Annotated in this window: 27 protein-coding genes; 4 read left to right on the top strand and 23 right to left on the bottom strand. The window is 65.4% G+C overall.

Annotated features, from left to right (window positions below; genetic code table 11):
* Positions 1-115: 115 nt before the first annotated feature.
* Positions 116-1,051 (bottom strand): type VII secretion-associated protein, encoded by a 936-nt coding sequence (locus tag VVR41_RS02745; protein WP_368523490.1) that lies wholly within the window; start codon positions 1,049-1,051, stop codon positions 116-118.
* A complete protein-coding gene (gene eccCa / locus VVR41_RS02740; RefSeq protein ID WP_368523489.1) occupies positions 1,048-4,674 on the bottom strand; it encodes a type VII secretion protein EccCa in 3,627 nt (1,208 codons plus the stop codon). The genes VVR41_RS02745 and eccCa overlap by 4 nt, the downstream gene beginning before the upstream one ends.
* Positions 4,675-4,845: 171 nt before the next feature.
* Between eccCa and eccD the strand changes: the two genes are divergently transcribed.
* The gene (gene eccD / locus VVR41_RS02735) at positions 4,846-6,165 is read left to right on the top strand and encodes a type VII secretion integral membrane protein EccD (protein WP_368523488.1); all 1,320 of its coding nucleotides are present in this window, start codon (positions 4,846-4,848) and stop codon (positions 6,163-6,165) included.
* Positions 6,165-7,364 carry a S8 family serine peptidase gene (locus tag VVR41_RS02730; RefSeq protein WP_368523487.1) on the top strand — a complete coding sequence of 400 codons (1,200 nt, stop codon included), beginning with the start codon at positions 6,165-6,167 and terminating at the stop codon, positions 7,362-7,364. Before eccD ends, VVR41_RS02730 begins: the two co-directional genes overlap by 1 nt.
* On the opposite strand, the gene eccB is transcribed toward VVR41_RS02730, so the two are convergent.
* The 13 genes from eccB to secY all read right to left on the bottom strand — a co-directional run bounded on the left by eccB (position 7,347) and on the right by secY (position 19,257).
* The gene (eccB, locus tag VVR41_RS02725; protein WP_368523486.1) at positions 7,347-8,612 is read right to left on the bottom strand and encodes a type VII secretion protein EccB; all 1,266 of its coding nucleotides are present in this window, start codon (positions 8,610-8,612) and stop codon (positions 7,347-7,349) included. The genes VVR41_RS02730 and eccB overlap by 18 nt on opposite strands.
* A 68-nt stretch (positions 8,613-8,680) precedes the next feature.
* Positions 8,681-10,873 carry a DUF6541 family protein gene (locus tag VVR41_RS02720; RefSeq protein ID WP_368523485.1) on the bottom strand — a complete coding sequence of 731 codons (2,193 nt, stop codon included), beginning with the start codon at positions 10,871-10,873 and terminating at the stop codon, positions 8,681-8,683.
* An 84-nt stretch (positions 10,874-10,957) separates the two neighbouring features.
* A complete protein-coding gene (gene truA, locus VVR41_RS02715) occupies positions 10,958-11,833 on the bottom strand; it encodes a tRNA pseudouridine(38-40) synthase TruA (protein ID WP_368523484.1) in 876 nt (291 codons plus the stop codon).
* A gap of 99 nt (positions 11,834-11,932) precedes the next feature.
* Positions 11,933-12,427: a 50S ribosomal protein L17 gene (gene rplQ / locus VVR41_RS02710; protein ID WP_321102181.1), complete on the bottom strand. Its 495-nt coding sequence runs from the start codon at positions 12,425-12,427 to the stop codon at positions 11,933-11,935.
* A gap of 45 nt (positions 12,428-12,472) precedes the next feature.
* Complete coding sequence (locus tag VVR41_RS02705; RefSeq protein WP_321102179.1) at positions 12,473-13,486, bottom strand: DNA-directed RNA polymerase subunit alpha; 1,014 nt, start codon at positions 13,484-13,486, stop codon at positions 12,473-12,475.
* A gap of 120 nt (positions 13,487-13,606) precedes the next feature.
* Positions 13,607-14,212 (bottom strand): 30S ribosomal protein S4, encoded by a 606-nt coding sequence (rpsD, locus tag VVR41_RS02700; RefSeq protein WP_321102177.1) that lies wholly within the window; start codon positions 14,210-14,212, stop codon positions 13,607-13,609.
* Positions 14,213-14,238: 26 nt separating this feature from the next.
* Positions 14,239-14,643, bottom strand: coding sequence for a 30S ribosomal protein S11 (gene rpsK / locus VVR41_RS02695; protein ID WP_019193981.1), 405 nt, complete (start codon positions 14,641-14,643; stop codon positions 14,239-14,241).
* Between the two features lie 3 nt (positions 14,644-14,646).
* Entirely contained in the window at positions 14,647-15,015 is a 369-nt protein-coding gene (gene rpsM / locus VVR41_RS02690) for a 30S ribosomal protein S13 (protein WP_321102174.1), read from the bottom strand.
* Between the two features lie 189 nt (positions 15,016-15,204).
* Positions 15,205-15,423 carry a translation initiation factor IF-1 gene (gene infA / locus VVR41_RS02685; protein WP_018017508.1) on the bottom strand — a complete coding sequence of 73 codons (219 nt, stop codon included), beginning with the start codon at positions 15,421-15,423 and terminating at the stop codon, positions 15,205-15,207.
* Between the two features lie 206 nt (positions 15,424-15,629).
* A complete protein-coding gene (locus tag VVR41_RS02680) occupies positions 15,630-16,448 on the bottom strand; it encodes a L,D-transpeptidase (protein WP_368523483.1) in 819 nt (272 codons plus the stop codon).
* A 58-nt stretch (positions 16,449-16,506) separates the two neighbouring features.
* Positions 16,507-17,298, bottom strand: coding sequence for a type I methionyl aminopeptidase (gene map, locus VVR41_RS02675; protein WP_368523482.1), 792 nt, complete (start codon positions 17,296-17,298; stop codon positions 16,507-16,509).
* Between the two features lie 82 nt (positions 17,299-17,380).
* A complete protein-coding gene (locus VVR41_RS02670; protein ID WP_368523481.1) occupies positions 17,381-17,929 on the bottom strand; it encodes an adenylate kinase in 549 nt (182 codons plus the stop codon).
* Positions 17,929-19,257, bottom strand: coding sequence for a preprotein translocase subunit SecY (secY, locus tag VVR41_RS02665; protein ID WP_368523480.1), 1,329 nt, complete (start codon positions 19,255-19,257; stop codon positions 17,929-17,931). Before secY ends, VVR41_RS02670 begins: the two co-directional genes overlap by 1 nt.
* 285 nt (positions 19,258-19,542) lie before the next feature.
* On the opposite strand from secY, the gene VVR41_RS02660 reads away from it, so the two are divergent.
* A complete protein-coding gene (locus tag VVR41_RS02660) occupies positions 19,543-20,091 on the top strand; it encodes a DUF1707 domain-containing protein (protein ID WP_368523479.1) in 549 nt (182 codons plus the stop codon).
* Positions 20,092-20,201: 110 nt separating this feature from the next.
* Here the strand turns inward: VVR41_RS02660 and rplO are convergent, their stop codons facing one another.
* The 8 genes from rplO to VVR41_RS02620 form a co-directional block, all read right to left on the bottom strand.
* Positions 20,202-20,648 (bottom strand): 50S ribosomal protein L15, encoded by a 447-nt coding sequence (gene rplO, locus VVR41_RS02655; RefSeq protein ID WP_321103156.1) that lies wholly within the window; start codon positions 20,646-20,648, stop codon positions 20,202-20,204.
* Positions 20,649-20,655: 7 nt separating this feature from the next.
* Positions 20,656-20,841: a 50S ribosomal protein L30 gene (rpmD, locus tag VVR41_RS02650; protein WP_321103158.1), complete on the bottom strand. Its 186-nt coding sequence runs from the start codon at positions 20,839-20,841 to the stop codon at positions 20,656-20,658.
* Between the two features lie 4 nt (positions 20,842-20,845).
* Positions 20,846-21,478, bottom strand: coding sequence for a 30S ribosomal protein S5 (gene rpsE / locus VVR41_RS02645; protein WP_368523478.1), 633 nt, complete (start codon positions 21,476-21,478; stop codon positions 20,846-20,848).
* A 40-nt stretch (positions 21,479-21,518) separates the two neighbouring features.
* Positions 21,519-21,923 carry a 50S ribosomal protein L18 gene (rplR, locus tag VVR41_RS02640; RefSeq protein ID WP_321103160.1) on the bottom strand — a complete coding sequence of 135 codons (405 nt, stop codon included), beginning with the start codon at positions 21,921-21,923 and terminating at the stop codon, positions 21,519-21,521.
* Positions 21,924-21,925: 2 nt separating this feature from the next.
* The gene (gene rplF / locus VVR41_RS02635; protein WP_368523477.1) at positions 21,926-22,462 is read right to left on the bottom strand and encodes a 50S ribosomal protein L6; all 537 of its coding nucleotides are present in this window, start codon (positions 22,460-22,462) and stop codon (positions 21,926-21,928) included.
* A gap of 17 nt (positions 22,463-22,479) precedes the next feature.
* Complete coding sequence (gene rpsH / locus VVR41_RS02630; RefSeq protein ID WP_321103163.1) at positions 22,480-22,878, bottom strand: 30S ribosomal protein S8; 399 nt, start codon at positions 22,876-22,878, stop codon at positions 22,480-22,482.
* A gap of 344 nt (positions 22,879-23,222) precedes the next feature.
* Positions 23,223-24,740, bottom strand: a complete 1,518-nt coding sequence (locus VVR41_RS02625) for a lipase family protein (protein ID WP_368523476.1) — start codon at positions 24,738-24,740, stop codon at positions 23,223-23,225.
* An 82-nt stretch (positions 24,741-24,822) separates the two neighbouring features.
* Complete coding sequence (locus VVR41_RS02620) at positions 24,823-25,596, bottom strand: DUF2786 domain-containing protein (protein WP_368523475.1); 774 nt, start codon at positions 25,594-25,596, stop codon at positions 24,823-24,825.
* A 201-nt stretch (positions 25,597-25,797) separates the two neighbouring features.
* On the opposite strand from VVR41_RS02620, the gene VVR41_RS02615 reads away from it, so the two are divergent.
* Positions 25,798-26,328: a carboxymuconolactone decarboxylase family protein gene (locus VVR41_RS02615; protein WP_368523474.1), complete on the top strand. Its 531-nt coding sequence runs from the start codon at positions 25,798-25,800 to the stop codon at positions 26,326-26,328.
* Positions 26,329-26,334: the final 6 nt, after the last annotated feature.

The raw sequence follows: 26,334 nt of genomic DNA, 5'->3' as shown, positions 1-26,334 counted from the left end.
GTGGAGTAGGTGGCGGCACCGGAACTGACCCGGCTGTCCCACTCTCACATGTGTATTGGACTGTGTTCGGCCCGCTCCGGTTCCCTACGCAGCAAAAGTTTTTTCGCTGCCGTGGTTAACCCGCTTCCGCAGGCTCGAATTCCGCAGACTCCATCGCCATCCGGCAGGTCGCTTTCTGGACGGTCGTTGCTTCCTGTCGGGTATGGCAGCCAACAAAGAGCTGGTGTCCTCCGTCCGCCCAGGTCCTCCACTCGGCGACGGAGCCGTCCTTGTTTCGCTGGGTGTAGTGGACATGTGCGCCGTCGTTGCTCACCAGCTCAACCTCAGGATCTGCCTCGACTTCGTCGACCACCTGCGCCACCATCTGCTCCGCGGGGAGCTGGTAGAGGTTTTCCACGGCGATCTGGAGACGGAAATCGGGGTCGTCCCCGGTTGCGCGCCACATGTCGCCGTCTGGGACGATAGTGAAACCTGCGGGCAGCTCCACCCGCAACCCCTGCCGCTCCACGACGACGGTCCGCGGAGTCGCAGGCTGGGTTGAGCGCGGCGTCGTCGACGCCGTCCGAGCTACTGACGTCGGCGCGCTGCTCTGAGACACAGCCGTGTTATCCGCGACCACCCGAGAGCTAAGCGAGGACCAGATCGCGCCCGCCGCCAGCGCCGCTACGACGACCGCTGCGGCCGCGATCACCCACCCGTCACCACGTTGCCCGTCCTTGCTTCGGCCGTCAGGCGTCGGGCGCTGAACGCGCAGCTCCGTCGAGGTGTCCTCCACGGTGTCGGGCGCAACCACGGGGAGGGGCTCTGCAGTCAACGTGATGTCGTAGCCGACTAGGGCGCGGCTGAGCGCATCCACATCGTCGTCCTCCCCGACCACGTGCACCACCGCCCCACCCGGTTCCGCCCCGAGGACGCTGCGGACGTGGTGTGCGACGTCCGCCGGTCCCGGACGGTCGTAGCGGTAAACGTTGGAGACGCCCTCGAAAATGACGGCGGCCCCTTTCATGGTGATGGTCAGCGCTGGGGTCTCCGACAGCGTTGGTGTGCTCACAGGTGGCCACCTTCCTCGTAGGTCGCGGCGACCTGCATCGCCCCGGCCGGGGTGTTGTTTCTGATCAATGTGGCCCGGCCGGGTTCTTGTGGCACGGGTTTGACGCCGAAGACCGCGCCTTCTTCCCTGGTGGCGTCGAGAAGCACAACCTCCGGGTTGAGGTCCTTGAACGCGGAGAGGAAGCCGCCGAACAGCGCCCGCGTGATGCCTCCAAATTTGCGTGCTAAAACGATGTGGAGGCCAACGTCGCGAGCATGCGGCAAAAGCGGAATCAGGGGGCGCAGGGCGTCATCGGGGAGCAGCTCGAGATCATCGACGACAACCCAAATCTCCGGGCCGTCCCACCAGGAGCGCTGCGCGAGCTGTTCCGCGGTGACGTCGGGGCCGGGCAGGCGATTCGTCAGTGTGGTGGCCGCCGCAGCCAGCGCCTCCGAGGCAGTCAGCGCCGATCCGGCGTAAGCGGCAATCATGGATTCATCCACGCGTCCGAGGTGGGTGCGCCGCGGGTCGATAATCACGAGACGCGCCTTCTCCCGCTGCAGCCGTTCCACGCTCGCCAGCACCGTGGCCAGCAGCGTCGACTTGCCCGAACCACCCGTCCCCACAGTGAGAACGTGGCCGGACTCGCAGACCACGGTGGACAGGTCCGCACCACCCATGCCGAGTACGACGGCGTTCGGGGTGGCGTCGAGAAGATCACCCGCCCCGATGTGACGCGGCAGGACCTTAAGGCGCGGGACCGGCGTCTGCCCGGAGACCCGGTGGGCAATGTGGGCGAGGTCCTGGGTATGGGTGGCCGCGACAAGCATGTGCACCCCGGCGTCGCTGAGCCCGCGCCCTGGCGACGGCGGAACCTTCGCCTGCTGAGTGCGATCGATCAGCGAATCGTGCGCCTCCGTGAGCTTGAGCTCCACGCGGATGCCGAAGAGGTCGCGGATGTTGGCCCGCAACGCGTTCCACCGCTGGGAGGACACCACGAGATGCACCTGGGCTGCGGGGCCGTCAGCAGCGATGCGCGACAATGCGTCGCGCACATCGGCGAAAGGAGAATCTGTCGACGTCAGCGAGTGCCACCCGTCGACGACGAGAACGATGTGCCGCTCGCCGTGAAGGGAGGGGTCGTCGACGTGGGCGGTGACCTCATCGACGACCCGTCGCACCCGTTCCTCGTCCTCGCGCCCCGCCACACCAGCAACATGGGGCAAAAGCTCCAGGTCGCGGAGATTGCCCGAGCCTGCGTCGATGACGTAGAAGCCGACCTGGTCCGTGGTGTGGGTTGCTGCAAGGGACGCCACGAGGGTGCGCAGCGCCATGGACTTGCCCGACTGCGGGCCACCCACCACGGCGACGTGGCCACCCCTTTCGGACAAATCGATCACGAGATGGCCCTGCTGCTGCAGGTAGGGCTCGTCGGTGATGCCGATGACCGCCCGGAGGAATCCCGCGTTGTCGCACACATCCGCAAGCCCCATCTCTGCGGGCAGGGGCGGAAGCCACACGGTGTGGGCGCGCTGATTCCTCTCACGCGCCGTTGCCACAGCGGCCTCCACCACCGCCTGCAGCAGCGTCGTGGACTCGTCCACGTACTGTTCAACCTCCCGGCTGCGCGCGTGCAGCGCGGCGTGGTCGGCCCACCCTGTAAACACCCTCACCTGCGGCGACGAGGACGCGTCAGCGTGTCTGACACCGCGGACCAGTGGCCCGGAGACGTAGAACGCCCTCAACCGTGTCAGCTCGCCCGGGCCCGACTTCACGTATCCCGACCCCGGTTCGTTGGGCAGCTCGTGCGCATCGGGAACACCCAGCACCTGACGCGACTCGGCGGCCGAAAACGTCTTCAGGCCGATGCGGTAGGACAGGTGCGAATCCAATCCGCGCAGCTTTCCCTCCTCTAACCGTTGCGAGGCAAGAAGCAGGTGCACTCCCAGCGAACGGCCGAGCCTGCCCACCGCGACAAACAGGTCGGCGAAGTGGGGGTGCTGGCTGAGCAGCTCGGAGAACTCGTCCACCACGATCACCAGCGACGGCAGCGGGTCTAACCGGCCCGGGTCCGCTGCCCTGGCGGCGCAGTAGTCGGTGATGTTGGCGAAGTTGCCGGCGGCGCGCAACAGCTCCTGCCGGCGGTTCAACTCGCCGGAGATCGCGTCGTACATGCGCTCCACCAGCACCGCTTCGTCCGACAGGTTGGTGATCACGGCCGAGGTATGCGGCAGCGCCTCGCATCCGAGAAACGTCGCTCCGCCTTTGAAGTCCACAAGCACGAGGTTGAGCTCCTCCGGGGAGTGCGTGGCGGCGAGCGCCACCACCAGGGTCCGGAGGAACTCGCTCTTGCCGCTTCCGGTCGCACCGATGCACAGCCCGTGCGGGCCCATTCCTCCAAGCGCGGCCTCTTTCAGGTCGAGGTGGACGGGAGCGCCGGCAGGCGTGGTGCCTACCGGCACGCTCAGGTGCTGGCGGGTCCCAGCGCGGCCCGGCCACATCGTCCGGGTGTCCAGGTCGTCGATGTCCTCGATGCCGAGCATCCCGAGCAGTCCCGTCCCGCTGGTGCCCGCGGAATCGGACGGCCGACGGTAGAACGCGAGGTGGCGTGCGATGAACTGCGCCTCCGCGCACGATAGGACGTCGTGGGTGCCGAGTGTCTCCGCACCGGATTCCGTGCGCGCGGTCACCTCCCCGTCGCAGACGAGGTGAAACGTTTCGTCGTCGAGGACGTAGTCGGCATCGTCATCGATGACAATGACACAGTCCGCGGTAGGCTCCGCAAACGCCGCGTGTGCCGTGGCCGCCGCCCCGAGGACAACCGTCAGCTCGGCGTTGTCCGGCTCGCGCGTATGCGGCAACCACTTCACCCAGTCCAAGGAGGGATCGGGGTGGTGGTTGATCAGGCCCACTGCTTCGGGGCCGTGGAAAAACGCGAGCTGCGCCACCAGCGCCCGGGCCGTGTCCAGAGCGCCAGGCCCGGCGAGAACGATGCTTGGAAACGCGGCGAGCTGGACCACGATAGGGATGCCGTGGACCGTGCTCACCGCGGCCACCGCGCGCCGCAGGCTCACCGCGCACACCGGGTCGAGGTCTTCCGGGGAGCCTGGATCGGCAACGTCGACAGGCGTGCACAGCGCCCCCGCGCCGACGCCGATTCGCACCTCCCCCAGCTGCGGCGAACCGGCCGAGCGCTCCCACACGCGCGTTGTCGGCGTCGCTGCAAGGAGCTGCGCCGGGTGCGGGTGGTAGTGCTCCATGTGCGCGCGCTGTTTTTCCCCGTTGCGCCGCGCCACTTTTGTGAGGGCGTCGAGATGGCGCAGGTAGACCCGGCGCGCCTCGTCCTGGTTGCCGCCCTTCTCCCCCGGGTTGACCATCATGAGCACGCTGAAGGCCATCATCAGCGGAAACAGCATCATCATGGGGCTCATCCCGCGCCCAGATAGCGCCATGATTGCCACCACGGCGCCCACTGCCGCGAGCATGAGCACCGGCATGACGATTTTGACCAGCGGCTGCGGCGCTTCTTTGTGCGCCTCCGGAACCGGTTCCGCTTTGATGCTTCCCGACGGCAACGGCGGAGCCGGATCCGCAGCATGTGCGGGCAGCGGTGCGATGACCGCGGTGGTGTCTGTCCCAAGCACGAGTTTTCTCTCCCCCCATGCGTCGTCTGCCACAGGCGCCGGCCCCCGTGCCGACTCCCCTTCCTGTGGACGCTGCACCAGAGCATAGGCAATAATCGGCGGTGGTGCGCGGCAAGGGGGACGCCGCCACGCAGCAGGGCACACCTGCGGAATCTTTCACGGGGGAAATTCATGGTTGCCACGTCAGCCCACCACATCGTGCACGTGACGCTGCGCGTCGATGTCGTTTCGTTCCACCGCGACGTCGACCTCACGCTGCCGACATCGTCGACGCTCGCCGAGGTCATTCCGGCGCTCGCACGCCTTATCGATCTGCCCGCCGTTCACCGGCCGTGGCAGGCCACGACGGTTGCAGGCGCTCCACTCGACCTCAACACGGCGCTGCATCAGCTCAAGCTTTACGACGGCGCCGTCATCGTCTTACGCCCTCAGGAGCCCACGGCGCCTCCCGTGGTCCGCGACGCCGCCGAAGCCCTCGCCGCGGCAGCCCCGCGCGCAGCTCAGGTGTCGGGCCTCGACACCGCGGCATCGCTGGCCGGCTGTGCAGCGCTGGCGGCGGTGTTGTTCCCGTTGGCGGGTGCCGCCACCGCGCTGGCCGTGGTGGGAGGTGTCGGAGTCGCGCTGAGCATGTTCGCGCGCTCGCGAGCCTTGTTCGTGACTGCCGCAGTGAGCGTCGCCCTGGCCTGTGCGAGGTGGGTTGCAGGCGAGCCCGCTTCGTGGACGAGCTCAGCCGATCCGGCGTGGGGCGTGCTCGCCGGCGCCGGCACCCTTTTCCTAGTGAGCGTGGTCGGTGCCGCGTTTAGTCTGCTTGATGCCTCATTTACCGCCGCGACGACGACCGCGTCCGCCCTCCTCGCCGTCGGTGCAGTCTCGGCGTGGTTGCCGAGCACTGCAGCGCCCGCCGCCGTCACCGTCGCTGCGGTCGTCATCGTGTGCGCGGCCGCGCCAGGAATCGCGACCCGGGCCGCGGGGCTGAGAATTCCGCGGATTCCCACCGCTGGGGAGGAATTGTCCTCCGCCGACGGTTACCAGCCCGATGTCGACGTCCGCGTCGGGCGGGCGCGCCGAGTGTCGGCCGGTGTCTGCATCGGGGCGGCGCTCGCTGCGGCTCCCGCCTTGCTCTGGTTGGGGTGGACGGGCCGCGTGTGGGCCGCGGTGCTGTGCGTGTGCACCCTGGGCGCGGTGGCGTTCCACGCCGCGCGCCACCACTACCCAGTGCCGCGCGTGGCCTTGAGCACCATCGCATGGGTGGCAGTGTTCGCCTGTGCCGTGGCAGCTGGCCGCGCGGACGCGCCTTCCCCGGTGTTGATCGCCGTTGCCATACTCATCGCGCTAGCTGGTGCCACTGCTGTGTTGTGGGCGTCGCGCATCCCCGAGCTGGAACCGACGACACTCGTCTGGTTTGAGCGCGCGGAGTCGCTCGCGCTCGTGGCCGCTTTACCCGTCGCGGCCCACATCGCGGGGGTATTCGACATGGTCAGGGGGCTATAGTGCGTCAGCGCCTCGGACCCGGCGCGCTCGCCTGCGCTTTGGTTCTGCCCAGCCTCTCCTTCTCTCCGCCCGCCAGCGCGCAGGACATTCCGTGCGTCGCCACCGCCGACGCACTCGCTCCACCTGCGCCGGACTGGGCACCCGAGCTGCACGACTTTGCCACGGGAGCGGGTATCCGCGTCGCTGTGATCGACACAGGTGTCAGCCCCCATCCGGAGCTGGACCAGCTGGTTGCCGGGGCGGATTTTGTCACCCCGCTCGCCCCGGACCCGCTTATGGATTGCGACGGCCACGGCACTGTCGTCGCAGGCATAATCGCGGCCACCGGTGTCGGCATCGCACCTGATGCAGAGATCCTCACGATACGCCAAACGTCTGCGCACTACCGCGGCCCGCGGGAGGGAGAGGAGGGCTCGGGAAGTGTGCAAACGCTTGCCGACGCCATCCATTCCGCCCTCGACCACGGTGTCGACGTGATCAATATTTCTGTGGTGACCTGTATCGACCCCCGCGACATCGGGGCGTTCGATACGGGCGTGCTCGACGAGGCACTCGCCCGCGCTGAGCATGAGGGAACCGTGGTGGTATCCGCGGCCGGCAACGTGGGCCCGGCCTGCGACCAGGGCTCGCACGTCCTTCCTGCCCACTCGCCGACGGTGCTGGCCGTCGGCGCCCGCGATTCCGAGCACACGATTGCTCCCTACTCCGTGGATACGCCTGGTGACGCGCCGGCGTTGTCCGCCCCCGGTGCCCAGCCGGTCGGTTTGTCGTGGACGGGACCGGGATTCGCGTACGGAACGCAGCCCGAGCGCGACGTGGTCGCACCGTTCGCGGGCACGAGCTTCGCCGCCCCAGTGGTCAGTGGCACGGTCGCGCTCGTCAAGCAGCGCCGCCCGCAGCTCCACCCCGCCCAGATCCGTGAGCTCGTGGTCGCGGCCGCTCAGCCTGCGGGCGGGATGGTGGATCCTCTGGCTGTGGTGACCCACGTCCCCGTTCACACGGCTGACCACGCCGATGTCACCGATCACGGGACACCTCTGGTGATCCGCCCTGCGCGCGAGACGGTCTCAAACGCAGGGCAGCGGGCGGCAACGGTGTCCGTGAGCCTCGCCGTGGCCGCCGTACTCGCCGCCGCGGTCTGGGCAGCGTCACGGCCAGGCGGGCCGCGCCGAGGTCGAGCGCTAATACGTCGCGGTTAGGGCCGCTTCGCGCTCGATCACGTCCCCCTCCGGCAAGAGTGAGAGGATCTCCCACGCAACTGTGTCCATGTGCTGTGCACCGATCACCTCTAGCGTCCCGGAATCGGGCACGTGGTGGCGCAGGCCGTGGGTGGAGACAATGTGGTAGCCATGTCCGGTGTCGACGGCCACGGCGCCGTCGGCAAGCCCGGCGAAGTGGGTGGCGACCGCGCCCCCGGACAGCTCGGTGGTGCCGGTGGTTGGTGGCGGCGGTTCGCTCGCTGCACCACGGCTGTCGTTGACGCACACTGCCTCGTTGCTCGGATCGACCCATGCGGGCGCGACGGTGGGCAGGTGGACGTCGATAGGCGGCGACGCGTCCGGGTAGTTCGCCAGCTCCCCGCGCTCGATCCGGCGCACCAGCGCCCCGGCATCGGCGAGGATATCGCGCTGCACAGGAGTGATCTCCTGCACGCCGCGGTCGGCGGTGCGCAGCCACACGCCCTCGCCCGTGTCCACTACCTCCGGCAGCGGGGACGGCAGCGCAACCTGGGGCATCTCTCGCAGCGCGTTGAGGACCTCGACTGGCGGCTCCCACACCGGCGTGTCCGCATCCAGACCGAGTCCGCGCCGCACGACGCGGCCGGCGGGCTCGTCAGATGGAGGAAGCAACGCTCGGCCCTCATGCGTCACCAGCCATTCAGCCCCGCCCGCACGGGTGAAGACCGCACGATCTGCCGCCAGCGCCCGCGCCGGCTCCCCCGCGGCGACGGTGACGGAGTCGCCGGAATGGCACACCGACCAGCTCGTGTCCGCAGAATCGGCGGGTGCGAAATGCGACGGGGCTGTCACCAGCCCCACTGGAACTCCGCGGGGGCGCTGCGCCAGGTTGGCCTCTCCAATGCGCACTGGATCTGCCGGCTCCCCCGCGATCAGCCTGGCTGAGGTCAGGTTCGTCACCGGATGGAGGGTCTCTCCGACCCGGACGTAGAGGTTTGCGTCGCCGCTGCGCAGGATGGGTGCGTCGCCTGGGTCGGCGTTCGGGCGCAACCACGCCAACAATCCCATGACCGCGGCGATGATCGCCACGGCGGCCACGCCGAACAGCATCGCCCTGCGCCGCGTCCCCAACGGGTCGTGGATCATGCGGATATCCCCAAACACGAGCCCGTGCTCGACCCGGCGGCGCATGAACCGGTAGCCGGCCACCTGCGGTCGCGTCGTGGGCAGCAGGCGCTGCTGCTTTTCAGGCGCGGTGCTCGCCCCCATGTTTCTTCCCCCCCGAAAGAATGTCCTGTACTGCCGTTAATCTAGCGCAGGACGAGGCGCTGCGCGCGCTACTGCGCAGCCGCAGTTACCCCAGAGCTCGTCCCCACCGGCTCCAACTCAGGTAGGTCATCCGAGCCGTGTGCAAGCCCGTCTGCGCGCATTGCTCGCAGCTCGGCGTCGGTGAACTGCTCATTGAGCGCAAAGATGACGGTCTCGCCCTGGCGGTAGACCGGGGTCACCCCGGGCGAGGTCCACAGCCCCTTGATCTGCCCGTAGTTCGGGTACTGGATCCACCAGAAGGGCTCGGGGCTGGCGATGAAGAACTTGACGTTGAGGTCCTTGGCTGCCCTATCAACGAGGTTCTCTGTGGTCATGGCCGAGGTGTCTCCTGCACGCGTGGCGCGCACGCCGCTGCCCAGCATGTCGGTTCCCCAGTAGAGGACATCGGTGTTGGAGCCGCGCCCGCCTACCGGCCACATGTAGTGGCGGGAGATAGTGGGCACGCCGTTGTAGGCGTACATCCAGGAGTGTCCGTCGGCTGGATCCCCCATGGTGTAGCCCTCCCATGCGGCGGGTTGGGTGGCCAGCCAGTCGAAGGCCCGCAGGTCATTATCGTCGACCATTCGGTCACCGACGCGCGCGGCACTGTAGGCGGCCCGGGCGCCGTCGGAGGCGCGTTCGCGAACCCACCCGGCGGTCGCCGCGGCGATCACGACGGCAACGACGACGGAGGCGATCACGCTGGCGCGGATCCACGAGGCGCTGCCGCGGCGCGCCGCCACCGGGGCGAGGCAGACAAGGCGCACCATGGCCGCCACGCCGATGGCCGCGCCGGCGACGGTGAGGATCGCAACAGGGAGCACGAGCCGGTGCGCGGTGTTGTAGTGCAGGTTGCCCACGATGGCCAGGGTTTCACCCCACCAGCCGTCGAAAGGACTCATCGCGTTGACCGCCGCGGCGGCGGAGAAGGCATAGAACAGGACAGCCCAGATCTGCCCGCGCCAGAGAAGCGCTACGAGAGCGCCGAAACCGGCCAACCACAGCAGAGTGGTCGCGGAGTGCTCCGGCAGCACCGGGAAGAACTCGCTGACGTGGCGGGTGTCCATGGTGACAACGGCGTTCCACGGATCGGTGATTCTCGCGTCCTCGGGTGTTGCCCAGCCGGAGACCTCCTCCGCCTGCTCAGTGCCGGCGAGCGCCTGGGGCAGGAAAAGCACGGTGCCGGCGAGCGCGGGAACAGCCAACCACAGCGTGTCGGTGAGGCGGGAGCGCTCCGGGCGAATCATGAGGCTGGTCAGCCAGTACAGTGCGACGGGCAGCGCAACGTAGGTCACCGCCGACGGGTGAGTGCTGAGCACTCCGACAAACGCAAGCGCGGCCGGGAATGCCAGCGCCCGGTGGCCGGGAACGCGGCACAGCAGCCATATCACGGAGCCGACCATGCACGTTGCGGCGAGGTAGGGCCACATGCCCACGTAGTCGGAGATCCACAGCAGCGGAGGTGCAACGTAGATCGCAATGGCGGCGAGCGCCGCGGCGATTTGAGCGGTCAGCCCACGGGAGCGCAGCACTGTGAAGCACAGGCACGCCATCGAGATCGGCAGCGCGACTCCCGGCACCACGGTGGCGGCGATGTTGACCGCGGGAATGGGCTCGATTCCGGCGGCCTGGGCGAACAGCGCAGTGGCCGCGTGGAAGCCCGACGGGTAGAGCAGGTCGGCGCGGCTTTCCATGTTCTGCAGCTCGCCCATCCGCGTGGCCGAGGCAACACCTTCGTCCATGATGTAGCGCACCAGGTTGGCGTGCCACTGCGAGTCCCAACCCTGGACGACGTTTCCTACCCCATGGGGCAGTCGCACTAGCCAGGAGAGCCGGTCGGAGATAATCATCCAGGCTCCGGCGACGACACCTGCCGCAGGAATGATCCAGTACGGGTCGGCGATGCTGCCAGCGCGGGCGCCGCCAGGCCACAGGGCGCGGTGCCACGAGACGTCACCGCGGCGCATCACCCGCCGGGCGAACGCCCAGCGCCACACGGCTGCAGCGGCAACAGTAAAGATGAGGCTCACGCTAAAGGTCAGCCAGCCGAACCGCGCGCCCGCCTCGCCCCACAGCCAGGAGCTGAGACCGACTATCCCGAAAGTCACGGGTAGCGCGGCAGCGAGGGCGGCGGGCGACTTCGCGCCTGCGACCCACGACACGACGAAACCGGGGAGCACGAAAACGAGCAGGGCGATCAACACCACTCCTGCAAGCGCCATCGCTGCTCCCTTCTATCGTGTAGTGCGGTGAGGGGATCCTCACCTGTATTCGAGGCAAGTTTAGGCCCCACGCGTCGAGGCCACCTACTCGGCTCGCGGCACAGGGGCGCGCCTGTCGCGTGTCACCGCAACCCGGTCCGCCAGATCCTCGTCGGCCGGGTAGCTCACCCCGGTCAGCGTCAGGCCCTTCGCAGGCGCGAGCTTTACCTCGGGGCTGCGCTCGCGCTGGCCCAGCAGCCCGTCGACCCACTCGGTGCCGCGGCGGCCCTCCCCCACCATCAGGCACGACGCGACGAGCGCGCGCACCATGTTCCAGCAAAACGCGTCCGCGCGCACGTGCGCGAGGTACAGGGAGGGCTCTTCGCTTGTCGACGCCTCCTCCCACCACATCTCTTTGACATCGCGCACCGTCGTGGCGTGCGGGCGTGCCTTGCAAAAGGCGGCGAAGTCGTTGAGCCCCACGACGAGGTCGGCTGCCGCCTGCACGCGCTCGAGCTCCACCGTCTTGGGCCAGACGGCGGTGTCGCGCACGCGGGTGGGCAGCGCCCCGGCGGGGTTCGTGGTGACGCGGTACACGTAGGTCCGATCGAGCGCGGCGAAGCGGGCGTCGAAAAGCGGATGCGCCTTCGTGACGGCGTTGACTCGGACGTCATCCGGAAGAAACTTGGCCAGGCGGCGGACGAGATTAGCGGGGTCGCCGTCGATGGAGCGTTGCTCGAGGCTGGCGGCGGGAATGTCCGCGTGGGCGACCTGACCACTCGCGTGCACCCCGGCATCGGTGCGCCCGGCGACCGCCAGGCGCACGGGTGCGCGCAGGATGGTGGTCAGCGCATCCTCGAGCGTTCCTTGGACGGTACGGGTCGGGGTCCCGTCCGCTGCCGGCTTCTGCGCTGCCCAACCGTGGAAGTCGGTGCCGTCGTAGGCGATGTCGAAACGCAGGCGCAGGGAATCGGAAGTCACCCGCTCACCATAGCAATGCCGAATGAGGGTCCACCAACGGGAAATGCCCCGCACACGCTCGCAATGAGCGCATACGGGGCATTCAGACCCAAGTGAGGATTAGTCCTCCTTGGTCTCCTCGGCCGGAGCCTCGGTGGTCTCCTCGGTGGTCTCCGGCTCAACCTGCTCGGCCTTCTCAGCCTCAGCCTGCTTGGAGGCTGCGGCGCGGGCGGTGCGGGTAGCTTCAGAGGACACGGTCTCCTCGAGGACGAGGGAGATGTGCACCATCGGAGCGTTGTCGCCGGAGCGGTTCTCCAGCTTGATGGAGCGGGTGTAGCCACCGTCGCGGTTGGCGAACTTCGGAGCGAGTTCGTTGAAGAGGTACTTCACGATCTCCTTGTTCGGCAGCTCAGCGGCGACTGCGCGGCGGTCAGCCAGCGTGCCCTTCTTCGCCTTGGTGATGAGCTTCTCGGCGTAGGGGCGAAGCATCTTGGCCTTGGCTTCGGTGGTCTTGATGGCACCGTGCTCGAAGAGAGACTGAGCCAGGTTAGAAACGATGTGCTTCTGGTGGCTGGCAGACCCTCCGAGACGGGCACCCTTCTTCGGGGTAGGCATGTTCGTACTCCTCGTTGCGGTTATGTGAGCGCGTGCTCGGGGTGGTTACTCGGACTCTTCCGCGCTGGTGTCGACGTAGTCGCCGGTCTCGGCGTCGTAACCCTCGATCTGGGTCGGGTCGAAATCTTCCGGTGCGTCCTTGAGCGTCAGCCCCAGCGAAGCCAGCTTGATCTTGACCTCGTTGATGGACTTCTGGCCGAAGTTGCGGATGTCCAGCAGGTCCGTCTCGGTGCACTCAGCGAGCTCGCCGACGGTGTGGATCTCCTGGCGCTTCAGGCAGTTGTAGGAGCGGACGGAGAAGTTCAGGTCCTCGATCGGCAGGTTGTAGGCCGCGATGTACTCGGTCTCCTGCGGGGAGGGGCCGATCTCGATGCCCTCGGCGGCGGTGTTCAGCTCGCGTGCGAGACCGAACAGCTCAACGAGGGTGGAGCCAGCGGACGCGAGAGCGTCGCGGGCGGTCATGGAGTTCTTGGTCTCCACGTCGATGATCAGCTTGTCGAAGTCGGTGCGCTGCTCAACACGGGTCGCCTCAACCTTGTAGGCGACACGGGTAACCGGGGAGTAGATCTGGTCGACCGGGATGCGGCCAACCTCTCCACCAGCGTTCGGCATGGCCGGGACGTAGCCGCGGCCGCGCTCGACGACGAGCTCCATCTCAAGACGCGCCTGCTCGTTGAGCGAAGCGATGTGCAGATCCGGGTTGTGGATCTCCACACCAGCCGGCGGCTCAATGTCGCCCGCGGTGATGTCGCCAGGGCCCTGCTTGGACAGGTACATAACAACCGGCTCGTCGGAGTCGGAGGACAGCACCAGGTCCTTGACGTTGAGGATGATCTCGGAAACGCTTTCCTTGATGCCGTTGATCGTTGTGAACTCGTGGAGCACACCGTCAATCTTGATCGAGGTCACGGCTGCGCCCGGAATGGACGACAGCAGCGTACGGCGCAGGGAGTTTCCGAGGGTGTAACCGAAACCGGGCTCAAGCGGCTCGATGACGAACTTCGAGCGGTTGGTGTCGATGTATTCCTCGGTCAGCTGGGGACGCTGTGAGATGAGCATGAACTTCTCCTTTGTCGGCAACCACTATTTGATGCCGGTAGGAACGGGATTGGGAAGGTCTCGCGCCGTTTCAGATCGCCGGGTGGGCGTCGGAAAGCAGCAGCGGGGTGAAGTAAGTGATTACTTCGAGTAGAGCTCGACGATGAGCTGCTCCTGCAGCGGGACGTCGATCTGAGCGCGCTCGGGCAACTGGTGCACGAGAATGCGCAGGGTCTCCGGAACGACCTGCAGCCATGCCGGGACAACGGAATCGACCAGGTTGTCCTGGGCCTCCTCGAACCACAGCATGTTGCGCGACTTGTCGCGGACATCGATGATGTCGTACTGGGTCACGCGGTGGGACGGGACGTTGGTCTTCTTGCCGTTGATGGTGAAGTGACCGTGGGACACGAGCTGGCGTGCCTGGCGGCGGGTGCGTGCCAGACCGGCACGGTAGACGACGTTGTCCAGGCGGGACTCGAGGAGCACCAGCAGGTTGTCACCGGTCTTGCCGGGGAGACGGTTGGCCTCCTCGTAGTAACGGCGGAACTGCTTCTCCATGACGCCGTAGGTGAAGCGAGCCTTCTGCTTCTCCTGCAGCTGGAGCAGGTACTCGGACTCCTTGATGCGAGCGCGTCCTGCCTGCCCCGGAGGGTAGGGGCGACGCTCGAAGGACATGTCGCCGCCGACGAGGTCGACGCGGAGGCGACGGGACTTACGGGTAGCGGGGCCGGTATAACGAGCCATTGTGTTTTACCTCTTTCCTTTCTGCCTTAAACGCGACGACGCTTCGGCGGACGGCAGCCGTTGAACGGCTGAGGCGTCACGTCGGAGATCGAGGACACCTCCAGGCCAGCGGCCTGGAGAGAACGAATGGCGGTTTCGCGGCCGGAACCCGGCCCCTTGACGAAGACGTCAACCTTCTTCATGCCGTGGTCCATTGCCTTGCGGGCAGCGTTCTCCGCAGCCATCTGCGCGGCGAACGGGGTGGACTTGCGGGAGCCCTTGAAGCCGACGTGGCCGGAGGACGCCCAGGAGATCACAGCACCGTTCGGGTCCGTGATGGACACGATGGTGTTGTTGAAGGTGGACTTGATGTATGCGTGGCCTGCGGCCACGTTCTTCTTAACGACGCGACGGCCACCACGGCGCGCGCCGGAACGAGTCTTAGGAGGCATGTTTTACTTCTTCTTTCCTGCGATGGTCTTCTTCGGGCCCTTGCGGGTGCGCGCGTTGGTCTTCGTGCGCTGGCCGCGGACAGGGAGGCCACGGCGGTGGCGCAGACCCTGGTAGGAGCCGATCTCAATCTTGCGGCGGATGTCAGCCTGCACCTCGCGGCGAAGGTCACCCTCGACGGTGTAGGAGGACTCGATGGCGTCGCGGAGTGCGGCGAGCTGGTCGTCCGACAAGTTGTCCGTGCGCAGGTCGGGAGAAATGCCCGTCTTCTCGAGCAGTTCCTTGGAACGGGTAGCACCGATTCCGTAGATGTAGGTAAGTGCGATCTCCATGCGCTTGTTGCGCGGCAGATCCACACCAGCTAGACGTGCCATGTGGTACGTGCCTTTCAGGTTTTTACGGTGGTTTTCTCCCCACCCGTCCACGCCACGCGGCGCTTTACCCGGTCCGAGCCGGATGATGGGCCGTGGTTACGCGCGGCTCCGGCCACCGTGACCGGAGGTTGTGGGCGCTGCCCCACTTAAAAAACGAGGGGCGTGCCTTGGGAAGGGAGGCTTGGTCTCTTACTTGTAGCGGTAAGTAATGCGTCCGCGGTCCAGGTCGTAGGGAGACAGCTCCACGATGACCCGGTCTTCCGGGAGGATGCGGATGTAGTGCTGGCGCATCTTGCCACTGATGTGGGCAAGGACTTCGTGTCCATTGTCGAGTTCGACACGGAACATCGCGTTCTTCAAGGGCTCGACGATGCGGCCCTCAACCTCAATTGCGCCTTCTTTAGCCATACACTCCACTTCCTACGACACCGAGGAAATTTCCACGGTGCTTACTGAATTACGTACTGCTACCTTGGGCAATCCGGGCAGGGTGAGCCGTCCGGAAAGACACCAAGAGGCGAGTCTATCTGTTCACCTGGGAAAAAACAAACCCCTTTCCTGCCTGACAAGGCGGAAAAGGGGCTGAGAGACCGGGTGGATTCGGGCGGATACGTCTAGTAGACGTACACCTTGTCACCGATCTGCAGGTCGTTGAAGTAGCGCTCTGCATCGCCGCGGTACATGCGGATGCAGCCGTGGGAGAGAATGCTCGGGTCGCCCTGGTGGAACGCGACACCGTTGTTGGTGAAGTACGTCGCGTACGGCATCGGGGCGTTGTTGAACTCCCAGGAGATCTCGTCCTTGACCTTGCGGTTGACGTAGAAGGTCCCGCGCGGGGTCTCGTAACCTGCGCGACCGGGGCCGATGTTTGTGGCCTGGTGGTAGACCTGACCGTTGGACTGCAGCCAGGAGCGGCGACCATCAACGTCGACGCATGCCTTGGCGTCCTTCGGGCAGGGGCCGTAGTCGAAAGCGGGCGCGGCCGGAGCGGGAGCCGGCGCGGCCTGCACAGGGGCCGGTGCCGGCGCGGGTGCCGGTGCCGGCGCGGTGCGCTCGGCGATCAGGCCGGGGAAGAATGCCTCGACGGCCTGGTCGACGGCGGTCTTCGCCTGGGCCGCCAGCTGCGGGCTGAGGGCGGAGAGAGCCTCAGCCTGCTGCAGCAACGCGGCGCGGGTGGCCCACGCCGAGTCACGCGCACCGGCCTGCTGGGAGCTCGAGATGCCTTCGAAGGAGGAGTTCACCTGGTTAGTGAAGGCGTCCAGGCTGGACGAGCCGGAGCTGAGCTGTGCCAGCGGGTTCGACTCCTGGGCAGCAGCCGTCGGGGTGGCGAAGGGGGCGGCGATCAGAGCAGCAGTCACGCCGGTAGCGGCGGCAACGGAGCTCACACGACGCTTCATTGCGGAAGGCTTGGCGTGGCGCGGAGTATACGACATAGCAAAAGTATAACCGTTGGCGTGGATTTCGCTGAGCGTGGACGCACGACGCGCCGCACTAGGGCCGAGGTGTGAGAATCCGCGGGCCCTCCGCCGTCGCGGCCACGGTGTGCTCCCAGTGGGCGGCAGGCGAATTGTCGACGGTGACGACAGTCCAGCCGTCGTCAAGCACCTCGCTGTCGGTTTCTCCCCCAAGAATCAGCATTGGCTCGATCGCAAGCACCGAGCCTTCCTGGATCGTCGGCCCCTTGCGGGGTTTGCCCTCGTTGGCGAGGAACGGGTCTTCGTGCATCGTGCGGCCGATGCCGTGCCCGCCGTATCCGTCGAGGATGCCGAGCGCGATGCCGAACTTTTCCTCGGCAGCGTACGTCGCCATTTCCAGGGCGTGAGAGACGTCTGTCAGCCGGTTTCCCGGGATCATCGCCTTCATCCCCTCAGCCAGCACCCACTCGGTTGCGCGATTGAGCTTATCGACGTCATCCTCCAACTGCCCCACCCCGAACGACCACGCCGAATCCCCGACCCAACCCTCAAAGGTCGCGCCGCAATCGATGGAGACCAAATCCCCGTCCTTGAGCACCACATCCGCGCTGGGGATGCCGTGGACCACGACGTCATTGACCGAGGCGCAGATCGAGCCGGTGAAGCCCTGGTAGCCCAGGAACGTGGGCACCGCACCGTTGCTGCGGATGACCTCCTCCGCCACCCGGTCCAGGTCGAGTGTGGACACGCCCGGGCGAGCGGCAGCCTTCACCTCTACGAGTGCCTGGCCGACAATGCGACCTGCGGCCTCCATGGCGTCGAGTTCCGCGGGTGTTTTCGCGGCGATGGTCCGGCGTCGAAAAGCCATGACCCCTCCCTTTCTGTGGGCGTGGAACGAATGGAAAAACCGGCGCGTCCATCAGGCAGCGCCGGCATGAGGGTGCGGGACCCTACTTGTGTGTGAGCCTCTCCATCGCGCGGGCGTTGACCTCGTCAACGTCGCCTTCCGCGTCGATGGTGATGATCGCGTCACCGTAGTGCGCAATCAGAGGCGCTGTCTCGTCGCGGTAGACACCGAGACGGGTGCGGATGGTCTCCTCGTTGTCGTCGGCGCGGCCGCGGGCAAGCATGCGCTCCACCACGACGTCCTCGTCCACGTTGAAGTTGAGCACGCCGTCGAGGGCGACGCCCTTCCTAGCCAAGAGCTCGGCGAGGATGTCGGCCTGCTCGACTGTGCGGGGGAAGCCGTCGAGAAGGAACCCGTTCTCAGCATCAACCTCATTGAGGCGAGCCTCGACCATGCGTGCAGTCACGTCGGTCGGGACCAGCTTGCCAGCGTCGATGTATCCCTTCGCCTCCACACCGAGGGGGGTTCCCTCCCCGATGTTTGCGCGGAACAGATCACCGGTGGAGATGTGGGGCACACCGAGCTTTTCAGCAAGGATGGTTGCCTGGGTTCCCTTGCCGGCGCCGGGAGGGCCAAGAAGTACGAGACGCATTATCGCAGTAGTCCTTCGTAGTTGGATTGCAGGAGTTGGGATTCAATTTGCTTGACCGTGGTCAGGGCCACGGACACCATAATCAGAATAGCCGTACCACCGAACGCGGTCATGCCCATTTGACCGGATCCGCCGATGCCGGCGTCCAGCGCGAGGTTCGGCAGAATCGCGATCACGCCAAGGTAGAGCGCGCCGACGAACAGGAGTCGGTTCATGACGAATCCGAGGTACTGCGCCGTCGGGCGTCCGGGGCGAATGCCCGGGATGAAGCCGCCGTAGCGCTTCATGTTGTCTGCCTGCTCGGCCGGGTCGTACTGGATCGAGACGTAGAAGAACGAGAAGAAGATGATCATGGCGAAGTAGAACACGATGTACTGCCACGAACCGGGGTTCTGCAGCCACGCCATGACGTTGTTCATCCACCAGTTGTCTGCCGGGGTCTGGTCGTTCATGGTTACGATCTGGGTGATCAGGACCGGAACGTACATCAGCGAGGACGCGAAGATCACCGGGATAACACCGGCTTGGTTGACCTTCAGCGGCAGGTAGGTGGAGGAGCCACCGTACTGGCGGCGGCCCACCATGCGCTTCGCGTACTGCACCGGAATACGGCGCTGCCCCTGCTCCACGAAGATGATGCCAACGACGAGCACAATGACAGCCGCGAGCACGAGCGCGAAGGTCACCCCACCCGACTGGGACAGGATGGTCGCGCCTTGCGACGGGATCTGGGTCGCAATACCGGCGAAGATGAGCAGCGACATACCGTTTCCCACACCGCGCTCGGTGATGATCTCACCGAGCCACATGATGAGGACCGCACCGGAGGTCATCACGATGATCATCATGATGAGCGTCCAGATGTTGCGGTCCTCGATCAGCACCGGCACGCCCTGGCCGAGCAGCTGCTCGCGGTCGGCCAGCGCTACGATGCCGGACGACTGCAAAAGCGCCAACCCGACGGTGAGGTAGCGGGTGTACTGGGTCATCTTTGCCTGACCCGACTGCCCCTCCTTCTTCAGCTCCTCGAACCGTGGGATGACGACGGTGAGCAGCTGCACGATGATCGACGCCGTGATGTAGGGCATGATGCCGATGGCGAAAATCGATAGCTGCAGTAGGGCACCGCCCGAGAACAGGCCGATGATGGAGAACATCGTCGCGTTCTCCCCCTGGGAGATGTCGTTGAGACGGCTGGCAATGGCAGCGTAGTCGACACCCGGGGTGGGGACCTGGGCACCAATTCTGTACAGGATGATCAGCGCGATGGAGATCAGGATCTTCTTGCGAAGATCCGGGTCTTTAAACGCCTGAGCGATAGCGGACACAAAGCCTCCTGGCTTCCGGGCGCGCAGCGCCCCGAAGGTTGTGGACACGTTCTACCCGAGCGCGCGCGGCAGGCGCCACACTCAGGACAGAGTTTGACCCTGACAGCCTACCAGCCCAGCTGGCGGGGGCGTAGTAGCGTGGATGACATTCCACCAAACGCACCCCCGCTCTGCCTGCGCACATTGACGCGACGGAGTGGGTAGATCGTGACACGAGACCCACTTTGACAGCCTGCGAGGGTGCGGATACCTATCCGCCGCATCACAATGCGCTAAGGAGAACCCATGGAAAAGACGCCAGACAAGCGCATCGGAGATTCAGAGCGGTCAGCAGCGCTAGACCGCCTGACCGAGCTGTTTACGAATGGATACCTCGATGTCCATGAGTTTGACGCGCGCACAGCTGTCGTCGTGCGCTCTACCCACGCTTCCGACTTGGTTCCGGTCTTTGCGGATATGCCCGCGGAGGTCTTATCTGACCGCGCCGTCCCCGGTGACAGCGAGTCCAAGCACCCCGAGCGCTCTGCAGTTTCTTCGGATGCCGAAGCCGAGCTCGACCAGATAATCCAACAGGGCAAGCGTGTCCAGAGAGCCGACGCGGTGATCTGGACGGCCACGATGGCACTGTTCTTCCTCGGCCTTTTCGTGTTCAACTGGTCCGCGTTTTGGGTTGTCCTTCCGATTGCCGGGCTCTTGTCAGCCGGTGTGAGATGGGTCTACGGCCTCGATGACGACGCCGAAGAAATCTACGATGAGCTCAATGAAGCTGAAAAAGAACGGCGCGCCGAGCGGCTGAAAGTGGCTATGGAGCGGCGCAAGGAGCTGGGCCAGTAGGAGGTCGCCGGTGAGCGCTCGATACGCCCCGGCAAACGAAATAACGAAAACGGGCCACCTCCCGGAGCGGGAGGTGGCCCGTTAGTTCTTCGCGCTAGTGTGCGTGAAGATTAAGCCTCGGTGACAGAGCCACCTGCAGCCTCGATCTTCTCCACAGCGGACTTGGAGAATTTGTTCGCGGTGACGTCGAGCTTGACGCTCAGGTCGCCGTTGCCGAGAACCTTGACCGGCTGGTTCTTGCGAACCAGGCCAGCTGCGACGATGTCCTCGATGGACACGGCGCCGCCGTTGGGGAACTTCTCGCCGAGGTCGGCCACGTTCACCACCTGGTACTCGACGCGGTTCGGGTTCTTGAAGCCCTTGAGCTTCGGCAGACGCATGTGCAGCGGCATCTGGCCACCCTCGAAAGCAGCGTGAACCTGCTTGCGAGCGCCGGTGCCCTTGGTACCGCGGCCTGCGGTCTTACCCTTGGATGCCTCACCGCGTCCGACGCGGGTCTTGGCCTTGTTAGCGCCCTTTGCCGGGCGCAGATCATGGAGCTTGATGATGTCAGCCATGTTGTCTCTACTCCCCTGCAACTTCTTCAACGGTGACGAGGTGGCGCACCTTGAGGATCTGGCCGCGGGTAGCGGAGTTGTCCTGCTTGATGACCGACTGGCCGATCTTGCGCAGACCCAGAGCCTCGAGGTTCTTACGGGTAGTCGGCTTCTCGCCAACCTTGCCGTGGTGCAACGTAATCTTCAGTGCCATTGTCTTACGCCTCCTGTCCTGCGCGGGCGCGCAGCATACGAGCCGGAGCGACGTCCTCGACGGACTTGCCGCGCTTGGCAGCGATCTCCTCGGGGCGGACAAGCTCCTTGAGGCCGGCGACAGTCGCCTGGACCACGTTGAGAGCGTTGTCGGAACCGAGGGACTTGGCCAGGATGTCCTGGACACCAGCGCACTCGAGCACCGGGCGGACAGCACCACCGGCGATGACACCGGTACCGGGGGCAGCCGGGCGGAGCATGACGATGCCCGCTGCAGCCTCAGCCTGGACCGGGTGAGGGATGGTGCCGCCGATCATCGGGACGCGGAAGAAGTTCTTGCGAGCCTCTTCAGCACCCTTCTGGATCGCGGCCGGAACTTCCTTGGCCTTGCCGTAGCCGACGCCGACCATTCCCTCACCGTCGCCGACGACGACGAGTGCGGTGAAGGACATGTTGCGGCCGCCCTTGACGGTCTTGGCAACACGATTGATGGTGATGACGCGCTCGATGTACTTGTCGCGCTCATCCTGCTGCTGGTTGCGGCGGTCGTCGCGGCGGCCGCGGCCACCACGCTCGTTGCGGTTGTTGTTCTGGTTGTCGGCGGAGCGCCCGCCGTCACGCCGTTCACGTTCGGCCATTACGCGTTCCTTCCGTTGGTGGTGTTGATTGCGGTGATCATTAGAACTTCAGACCACCTTCGCGAGCTGCCTCAGCAAGAGCTGCGATACGTCCGTGGTACTTGTAGCCTGCGCGGTCGAAGACAACTGCTTCGATGCCGGCAGCCTTGGCGCGCTCAGCGATGAGCTGGCCAACCTTGGACGCCTTGTCCTTCTTGTCGCCGTCGAGCGAGCGCACATCTGCCTCCATGGAGGAAGCGGAGATGAGCGTGTGGCCCGCCAGGTCGTCGATGACCTGGACGTGCATGTGGCGCGAGGAGCGGTGGACGACGAGACGCGGGGTCTCGGAGGTGCCACGCAGCGTCTTGCGGATGCGGTTGTGGCGGCGGACGCGAGCCTCGCGGCGGCGGGAGGAGATATCGCGGCCGACCGGGGTGCGCTTCGTGTTCTCTGCAGTGTTGCTCATGTTTACTTACCCGTCTTTCCGACCTTGCGGCGAATCTGCTCGCCTGCGTAGCGGATGCCCTTACCCTTGTACGGGTCATCCTTGCGCAGTCGGCGGATGTTAGCCGCGATCTGGCCAACCTGCTGCTTGTCGATACCCTCGATCGAGAACTTGGTGTTGCCGTCGACGGCGAAGGTGATGCCCTCGGGCGCCTCGATCAGAACGGGGTGGGAGTAGCCAAGGGCGAACTCGAGGTCCTTGCCCTTGAGCTGGACACGGTAACCAACACCGAAGATTTCCATGTTGATCTTGTAGCCCTCGGTGACGCCAACAACGATGTTGTTGACCAGCGAGCGCGACAGGCCGTGCAGAGCGCGGCTGGTGCGGTGGTCATCCGGGCGGGAGACCACGATCTGGTTGTCCTCGACGGAGGCGGTGATCGGAGCCGGAAGCTCGAGCGCCAGGGTGCCCTTCGGACCCTTGACCTCGACGTTCTGACCGTCGATCTTCGTCTCTACGCCATTGGGGATAGCGATGGGTGCTTTACCTACACGCGACATAGTCTTTCAACCTCCCTTTACCAGACGTAGGCGAGGACTTCCCCACCTACGCCCTTCTCCTGAGCCTGACGGTCAGTAAGGAGACCCTGGGACGTGGAGATGATCGCCACGCCAAGGCCGCCGAGAACCTGCGGCAGGTCGTTCGACTTCGCGTACACGCGCAGACCGGGCTTCGACACGCGGCGCAGGCCAGCGATGGACGACTCACGGGTCGGGCCGTACTTGAGGTCGAGGGTGAGCTGCTTGCCCACCTTCTGGTCCTCAACCTTGTAGTCGGAAATGTAGCCTTCCTGCTTGAGGATCTCGGCGATGTTCACCTTGAGCTTCGAGGAAGGCATGGACACGGAATCGTGGTGCGCATTGTTTGCGTTGCGCACGCGCGACAGCATGTCTGCAATCGGATCAGTCATGGTCATAAGTAGTGACCGTTTACCTTTCTCGTTGCGGTTCCCTACCCACCTCGATACGGGCGGCACAGCGCTGAGCTGGCTGCGCGTATCACGTTTTCCGTGTGGTTTGTCGGGGGCTACTTGACGCCCCCCGCGCTAAGTAACGCGGGGCGCTCGCCGCCTCCCTTACACCCGGTCCGCATGACGGCGGGGGGCCTGCAACAAAGTTGGATGTTCAAATGTATGGCGGTTGCGCGCGTCGGCGTGCCAGCGCGCAAGTCCGTCGTTGAACGCTACCCGCTTTCCTGGTGAAAAAGCAATTCCCTCTTTTCCCACGTCGCCGCCCGGCCGCGCTCGGTCGGCGGAGCCTACTACGGAGCGATCGTCCCAGAGCCCTCCGTACCGGAACTGGTTCCGCTGGACGAACCAGGGGGCACAAGCGCACTGGACAGCGGCATGCTCGAGAGCGCGGAGCTCAAGTCCGCCCCCGAGGAACCCTCGTTGCCGTTGAAGTTTCTACATGCCACGTCCGGGCCGAGTGGCCGCCCGTGGAAGCGATCAAGCATGAACGGCATACCGAAAGCGGCGCCGCTGACGGACTGCGCCACGTGGTTGTACTCCCCGATCGGGCCAATTTCAGGGAAGATGTCATCGCGGTAGTAGACGGGGACGTTGTTGGCACACCAGTTGCGCGCCAGGTCCTTGGCTTGGCCGTATGCAACATTGCGGTCATAGAGGCCAGAGACGATCATCACCGGCACAGTGGGAGTGCCGTCGCCGATGCGCTGGTCAGTCATCGCCTGTTTCGCCTCGGGATACTCTTCCATGAGTTCGGTGAGGGATCGGTTGCCGGAGATCCATTCCCGGGTGGTTTGGAAACCGTATGTCTCCATGATTTCGTCGGTACACATCTCGGAGAGGTTTGCCAGAACCGCCTTGCCGCCTTCGTTGGTGTTCTCCTCGATGATCGGCGCGAGGTGGGGGTAGCGCTCAATCAAGCCATTGATCGTGAACCCGATGGCGCCAACGAGGTCGGAGCCGTCGATATTGCGCTGCACCGCGTCAAGGTCTGCCGGCGGCGCGGAGGCGTAGGCGCCGACGAGGTCGAGGTCCGGCGCATAGCTAGGTTGGGCCTCGGCGGCGGCTGCCGCCGAACCTCCGCCTTGGGAGTGCCCGTAGAGGCCCACCGTGCCAAAGGTTTCGCCGCGGGCCTGAACCATCGTGCGGACGGCGCGCGCGGCGTCGAGCATCGCGTGAGCCTGGTCGTCCCGATTCATATAGGTGTGCATGCCAGGCGTGCCCATCCCGATGAGGTCTGTGACGACGACGCGCACACCCTGGTTGGCAAACATCATGTCGTAGAGCCCCTCGAGCGCGACGAATCGCCCGGAGGCCGCCGGATCGGGCTGGCCGTCGAGCGGCCAGTTGCGTGAGGGTGCGCACTGGTCGCCTTGCCCAACGGTTCCCCGCACGATAACGAGGGTCGGGCGCGGCCCTGCCCCACGCCAGGGCACCGTTGGTTCGACGACGTAGCCGGTAACCGGTGTGAGCTCACCGTCGGCGTTTTCCGTGGTGTACATGATCTTGTCCACTGAGTTGGGCAACGCCCAGTCGTTTCCCCCGAAGATGCCCGAGTAGGAGGCTCTCTGGGTTCGCAGGATCTCCCCAACTCTGGTCGGTGTCACGGTAGAGGTGTCGTAGAACGGATCGTAGTCACCACGTTGCACCACTCCCGACGTGACCACGGACGACCCCACAGACGAACCCTCGAGCGAACTTGTCTCCGCCACCGCCCACGGTGACGAGGTCACCAGAACCGTTGCCGCCGCAATCGCCGTTGCCCGGCGCGCGCCACCGCCGCATGTCCGCACGTGCCCAGTCAGCTGCATGTGATGCACCTTTCTATCCGAGTTGACTGTGACGCCCATCACCATAAAACATCTGGAGGCCATCCGCGCGGATAAATTCAGGTCAAAACGGCAGTGCTTTCGCCCCTCCCACGCGCTCCTGACCCAAGTCGGTGCGCGAACCCGCATGCACGCCATACCCGAAGGCAGCCGAGTCGTAGGTGCGGTTGCTGCGGGCGTTCCTCAGCTCCAGCCCCTCCCGCTGCGCGAAGTCGTCCTGGAGCGCGAGGGCGCGCTCGCGGTCGTCGATAAGCGCAAGCGCGTATCTCCCGCGACCCGCGGCGATGTCATCTTCCGCCCGTGCAAGCCGTTCCCCCACCGAGCTGATGAAACCTGTCATGAATGACCTGCGTTTGACCACCGTCGATGTGTCGTACCATCCGGCGCAGCGCTGGTGGCGTGCCCCGGCGATCATGACGGGGCTGAGGAGGGCGTGCAGCATGCGTACCCGCTCGACATGGCAGCGCAGCCCAAAGATGGTGGCCGCCGGCGTGCGCGTGGAGTTATACGCCTTGTGCGCGAACCCGGTGCAGTGCATTGCGTCGGCAAGCCTCAGCAGGAGCAAGGACTGCATGTCGGTGTAGGCCCCGTCGAACTCGACGCGGAGATGAATGGTGTCGGCGCCATCGTCCGGGTTGTCGATGTCGCGCTCGCGAAACCCGTAGGCCGCCATCAGTTCGAACGCGCGCTCGTAAAATGCGTCTCCTTCCGCGGTGCCCTCCCGGTCGGCGGCCTGGTTGAGAAGTTTGCGCACCTTCGCCTTGAGTTTGGCCATGTCCCGCACCCCGTCCAGGGCGCCGTCGACATCCGGTTCCCCACGCATCGTATGTTCGGTCATTGTTTCCCCCCGTGAATCGTTCCGCTCTGATAGCCCGAGCGTCGAGAGAGCGAGTCCCACCCTCACGACGTGCTCCTTTTATAAGGCACACTCCACGCGTGCAGTCCCACGACCGACGCAAAACTGTGGATAACAACCACTCGTTCACCGCCCCAATGGCCGATTGTGGATAACCACACGTACCGCACCTAGAGTTGTGCTATGCCGTCCACAGGATCTTCCGCCGAGTCCTCCGACTCCTCAGCACAGCGCTCCCCCTCTCGCCCCCAGCTGCGCGGCGAGGGCATGCGCTCGCTGCTACCCATGGTGAAGTACTCCTCTGCCCACACCCCGGAGAAACTTCGCCACCTCGTGTCGCTTCGCGCCTCCGCCCTCAACGATTGCCGGGCGTGCATCACCACCCACCGCCGCGACGCGCGCACCGACGGGTGGACCGAGGAGCGCATCCTCAGGGCCGAGGACTGGACCAACTATTCCAGCTGCTACGACGCGGAGGAGATCCTCGTCTTGCGGCTTACCGACGCAATCACGCACATCGACGGAGAGGAATCCGTTCCGGACGAGCTTTGGGACTCCGCCGTCACGGCATTCGGAATCGATGGCACCCACGCGATCCTGGTGAGCATTCTGGCAATTAACTCATTCAACCGGTTGAGCATCACCACTCGGACGAACCCGCACGCTATTAAGGGAACCACCGAGTTCGACCTTGATTACTCCGCCCACCTGTAACCCATC

The organism is Corynebacterium sp. LK2510, assembly GCF_040946405.1.
Lineage (GTDB): Bacteria > Actinomycetota > Actinomycetes > Mycobacteriales > Mycobacteriaceae > Corynebacterium.
This window is presented reverse-complemented; position numbering and strand designations above follow the sequence as displayed.

Excerpts from the sequence above, each read along its gene's own strand:
- eccD (WP_368523488.1), top strand. The coding sequence starts at position 4,846 with ATGGTTGCCACGTCAGCCCACCACATCGTGCACGTGACGCTGCGCGTC.
- eccB (WP_368523486.1), bottom strand. The coding sequence starts at position 8,612 with ATGGGGGCGAGCACCGCGCCTGAAAAGCAGCAGCGCCTGCTGCCCACG.
- VVR41_RS02720 (WP_368523485.1), bottom strand. The coding sequence starts at position 10,873 with ATGGCGCTTGCAGGAGTGGTGTTGATCGCCCTGCTCGTTTTCGTGCTC.
- rplQ (WP_321102181.1), bottom strand. The coding sequence starts at position 12,427 with ATGCCTACCCCGAAGAAGGGTGCCCGTCTCGGAGGGTCTGCCAGCCAC.
- VVR41_RS02705 (WP_321102179.1), bottom strand. The coding sequence starts at position 13,486 with ATGCTCATCTCACAGCGTCCCCAGCTGACCGAGGAATACATCGACACC.
- rpsD (WP_321102177.1), bottom strand. The coding sequence starts at position 14,212 with ATGGCTCGTTATACCGGCCCCGCTACCCGTAAGTCCCGTCGCCTCCGC.
- rpsK (WP_019193981.1), bottom strand. The coding sequence starts at position 14,643 with ATGCCTCCTAAGACTCGTTCCGGCGCGCGCCGTGGTGGCCGTCGCGTC.
- rpsM (WP_321102174.1), bottom strand. The coding sequence starts at position 15,015 with ATGGCACGTCTAGCTGGTGTGGATCTGCCGCGCAACAAGCGCATGGAG.
- infA (WP_018017508.1), bottom strand. The coding sequence starts at position 15,423 with ATGGCTAAAGAAGGCGCAATTGAGGTTGAGGGCCGCATCGTCGAGCCC.
- VVR41_RS02680 (WP_368523483.1), bottom strand. The coding sequence starts at position 16,448 with ATGTCGTATACTCCGCGCCACGCCAAGCCTTCCGCAATGAAGCGTCGT.
- map (WP_368523482.1), bottom strand. The coding sequence starts at position 17,298 with ATGGCTTTTCGACGCCGGACCATCGCCGCGAAAACACCCGCGGAACTC.
- VVR41_RS02670 (WP_368523481.1), bottom strand. The coding sequence starts at position 17,929 with ATGCGTCTCGTACTTCTTGGCCCTCCCGGCGCCGGCAAGGGAACCCAG.
- VVR41_RS02660 (WP_368523479.1), top strand. The coding sequence starts at position 19,543 with ATGGAAAAGACGCCAGACAAGCGCATCGGAGATTCAGAGCGGTCAGCA.
- rplO (WP_321103156.1), bottom strand. The coding sequence starts at position 20,648 with ATGGCTGACATCATCAAGCTCCATGATCTGCGCCCGGCAAAGGGCGCT.
- rpmD (WP_321103158.1), bottom strand. The coding sequence starts at position 20,841 with ATGGCACTGAAGATTACGTTGCACCACGGCAAGGTTGGCGAGAAGCCG.
- rpsE (WP_368523478.1), bottom strand. The coding sequence starts at position 21,478 with ATGGCCGAACGTGAACGGCGTGACGGCGGGCGCTCCGCCGACAACCAG.
- rplR (WP_321103160.1), bottom strand. The coding sequence starts at position 21,923 with ATGAGCAACACTGCAGAGAACACGAAGCGCACCCCGGTCGGCCGCGAT.
- rplF (WP_368523477.1), bottom strand. The coding sequence starts at position 22,462 with ATGTCGCGTGTAGGTAAAGCACCCATCGCTATCCCCAATGGCGTAGAG.
- rpsH (WP_321103163.1), bottom strand. The coding sequence starts at position 22,878 with ATGACCATGACTGATCCGATTGCAGACATGCTGTCGCGCGTGCGCAAC.
- VVR41_RS02625 (WP_368523476.1), bottom strand. The coding sequence starts at position 24,740 with ATGCAGCTGACTGGGCACGTGCGGACATGCGGCGGTGGCGCGCGCCGG.
- VVR41_RS02620 (WP_368523475.1), bottom strand. The coding sequence starts at position 25,596 with ATGACCGAACATACGATGCGTGGGGAACCGGATGTCGACGGCGCCCTG.
- VVR41_RS02615 (WP_368523474.1), top strand. The coding sequence starts at position 25,798 with ATGCCGTCCACAGGATCTTCCGCCGAGTCCTCCGACTCCTCAGCACAG.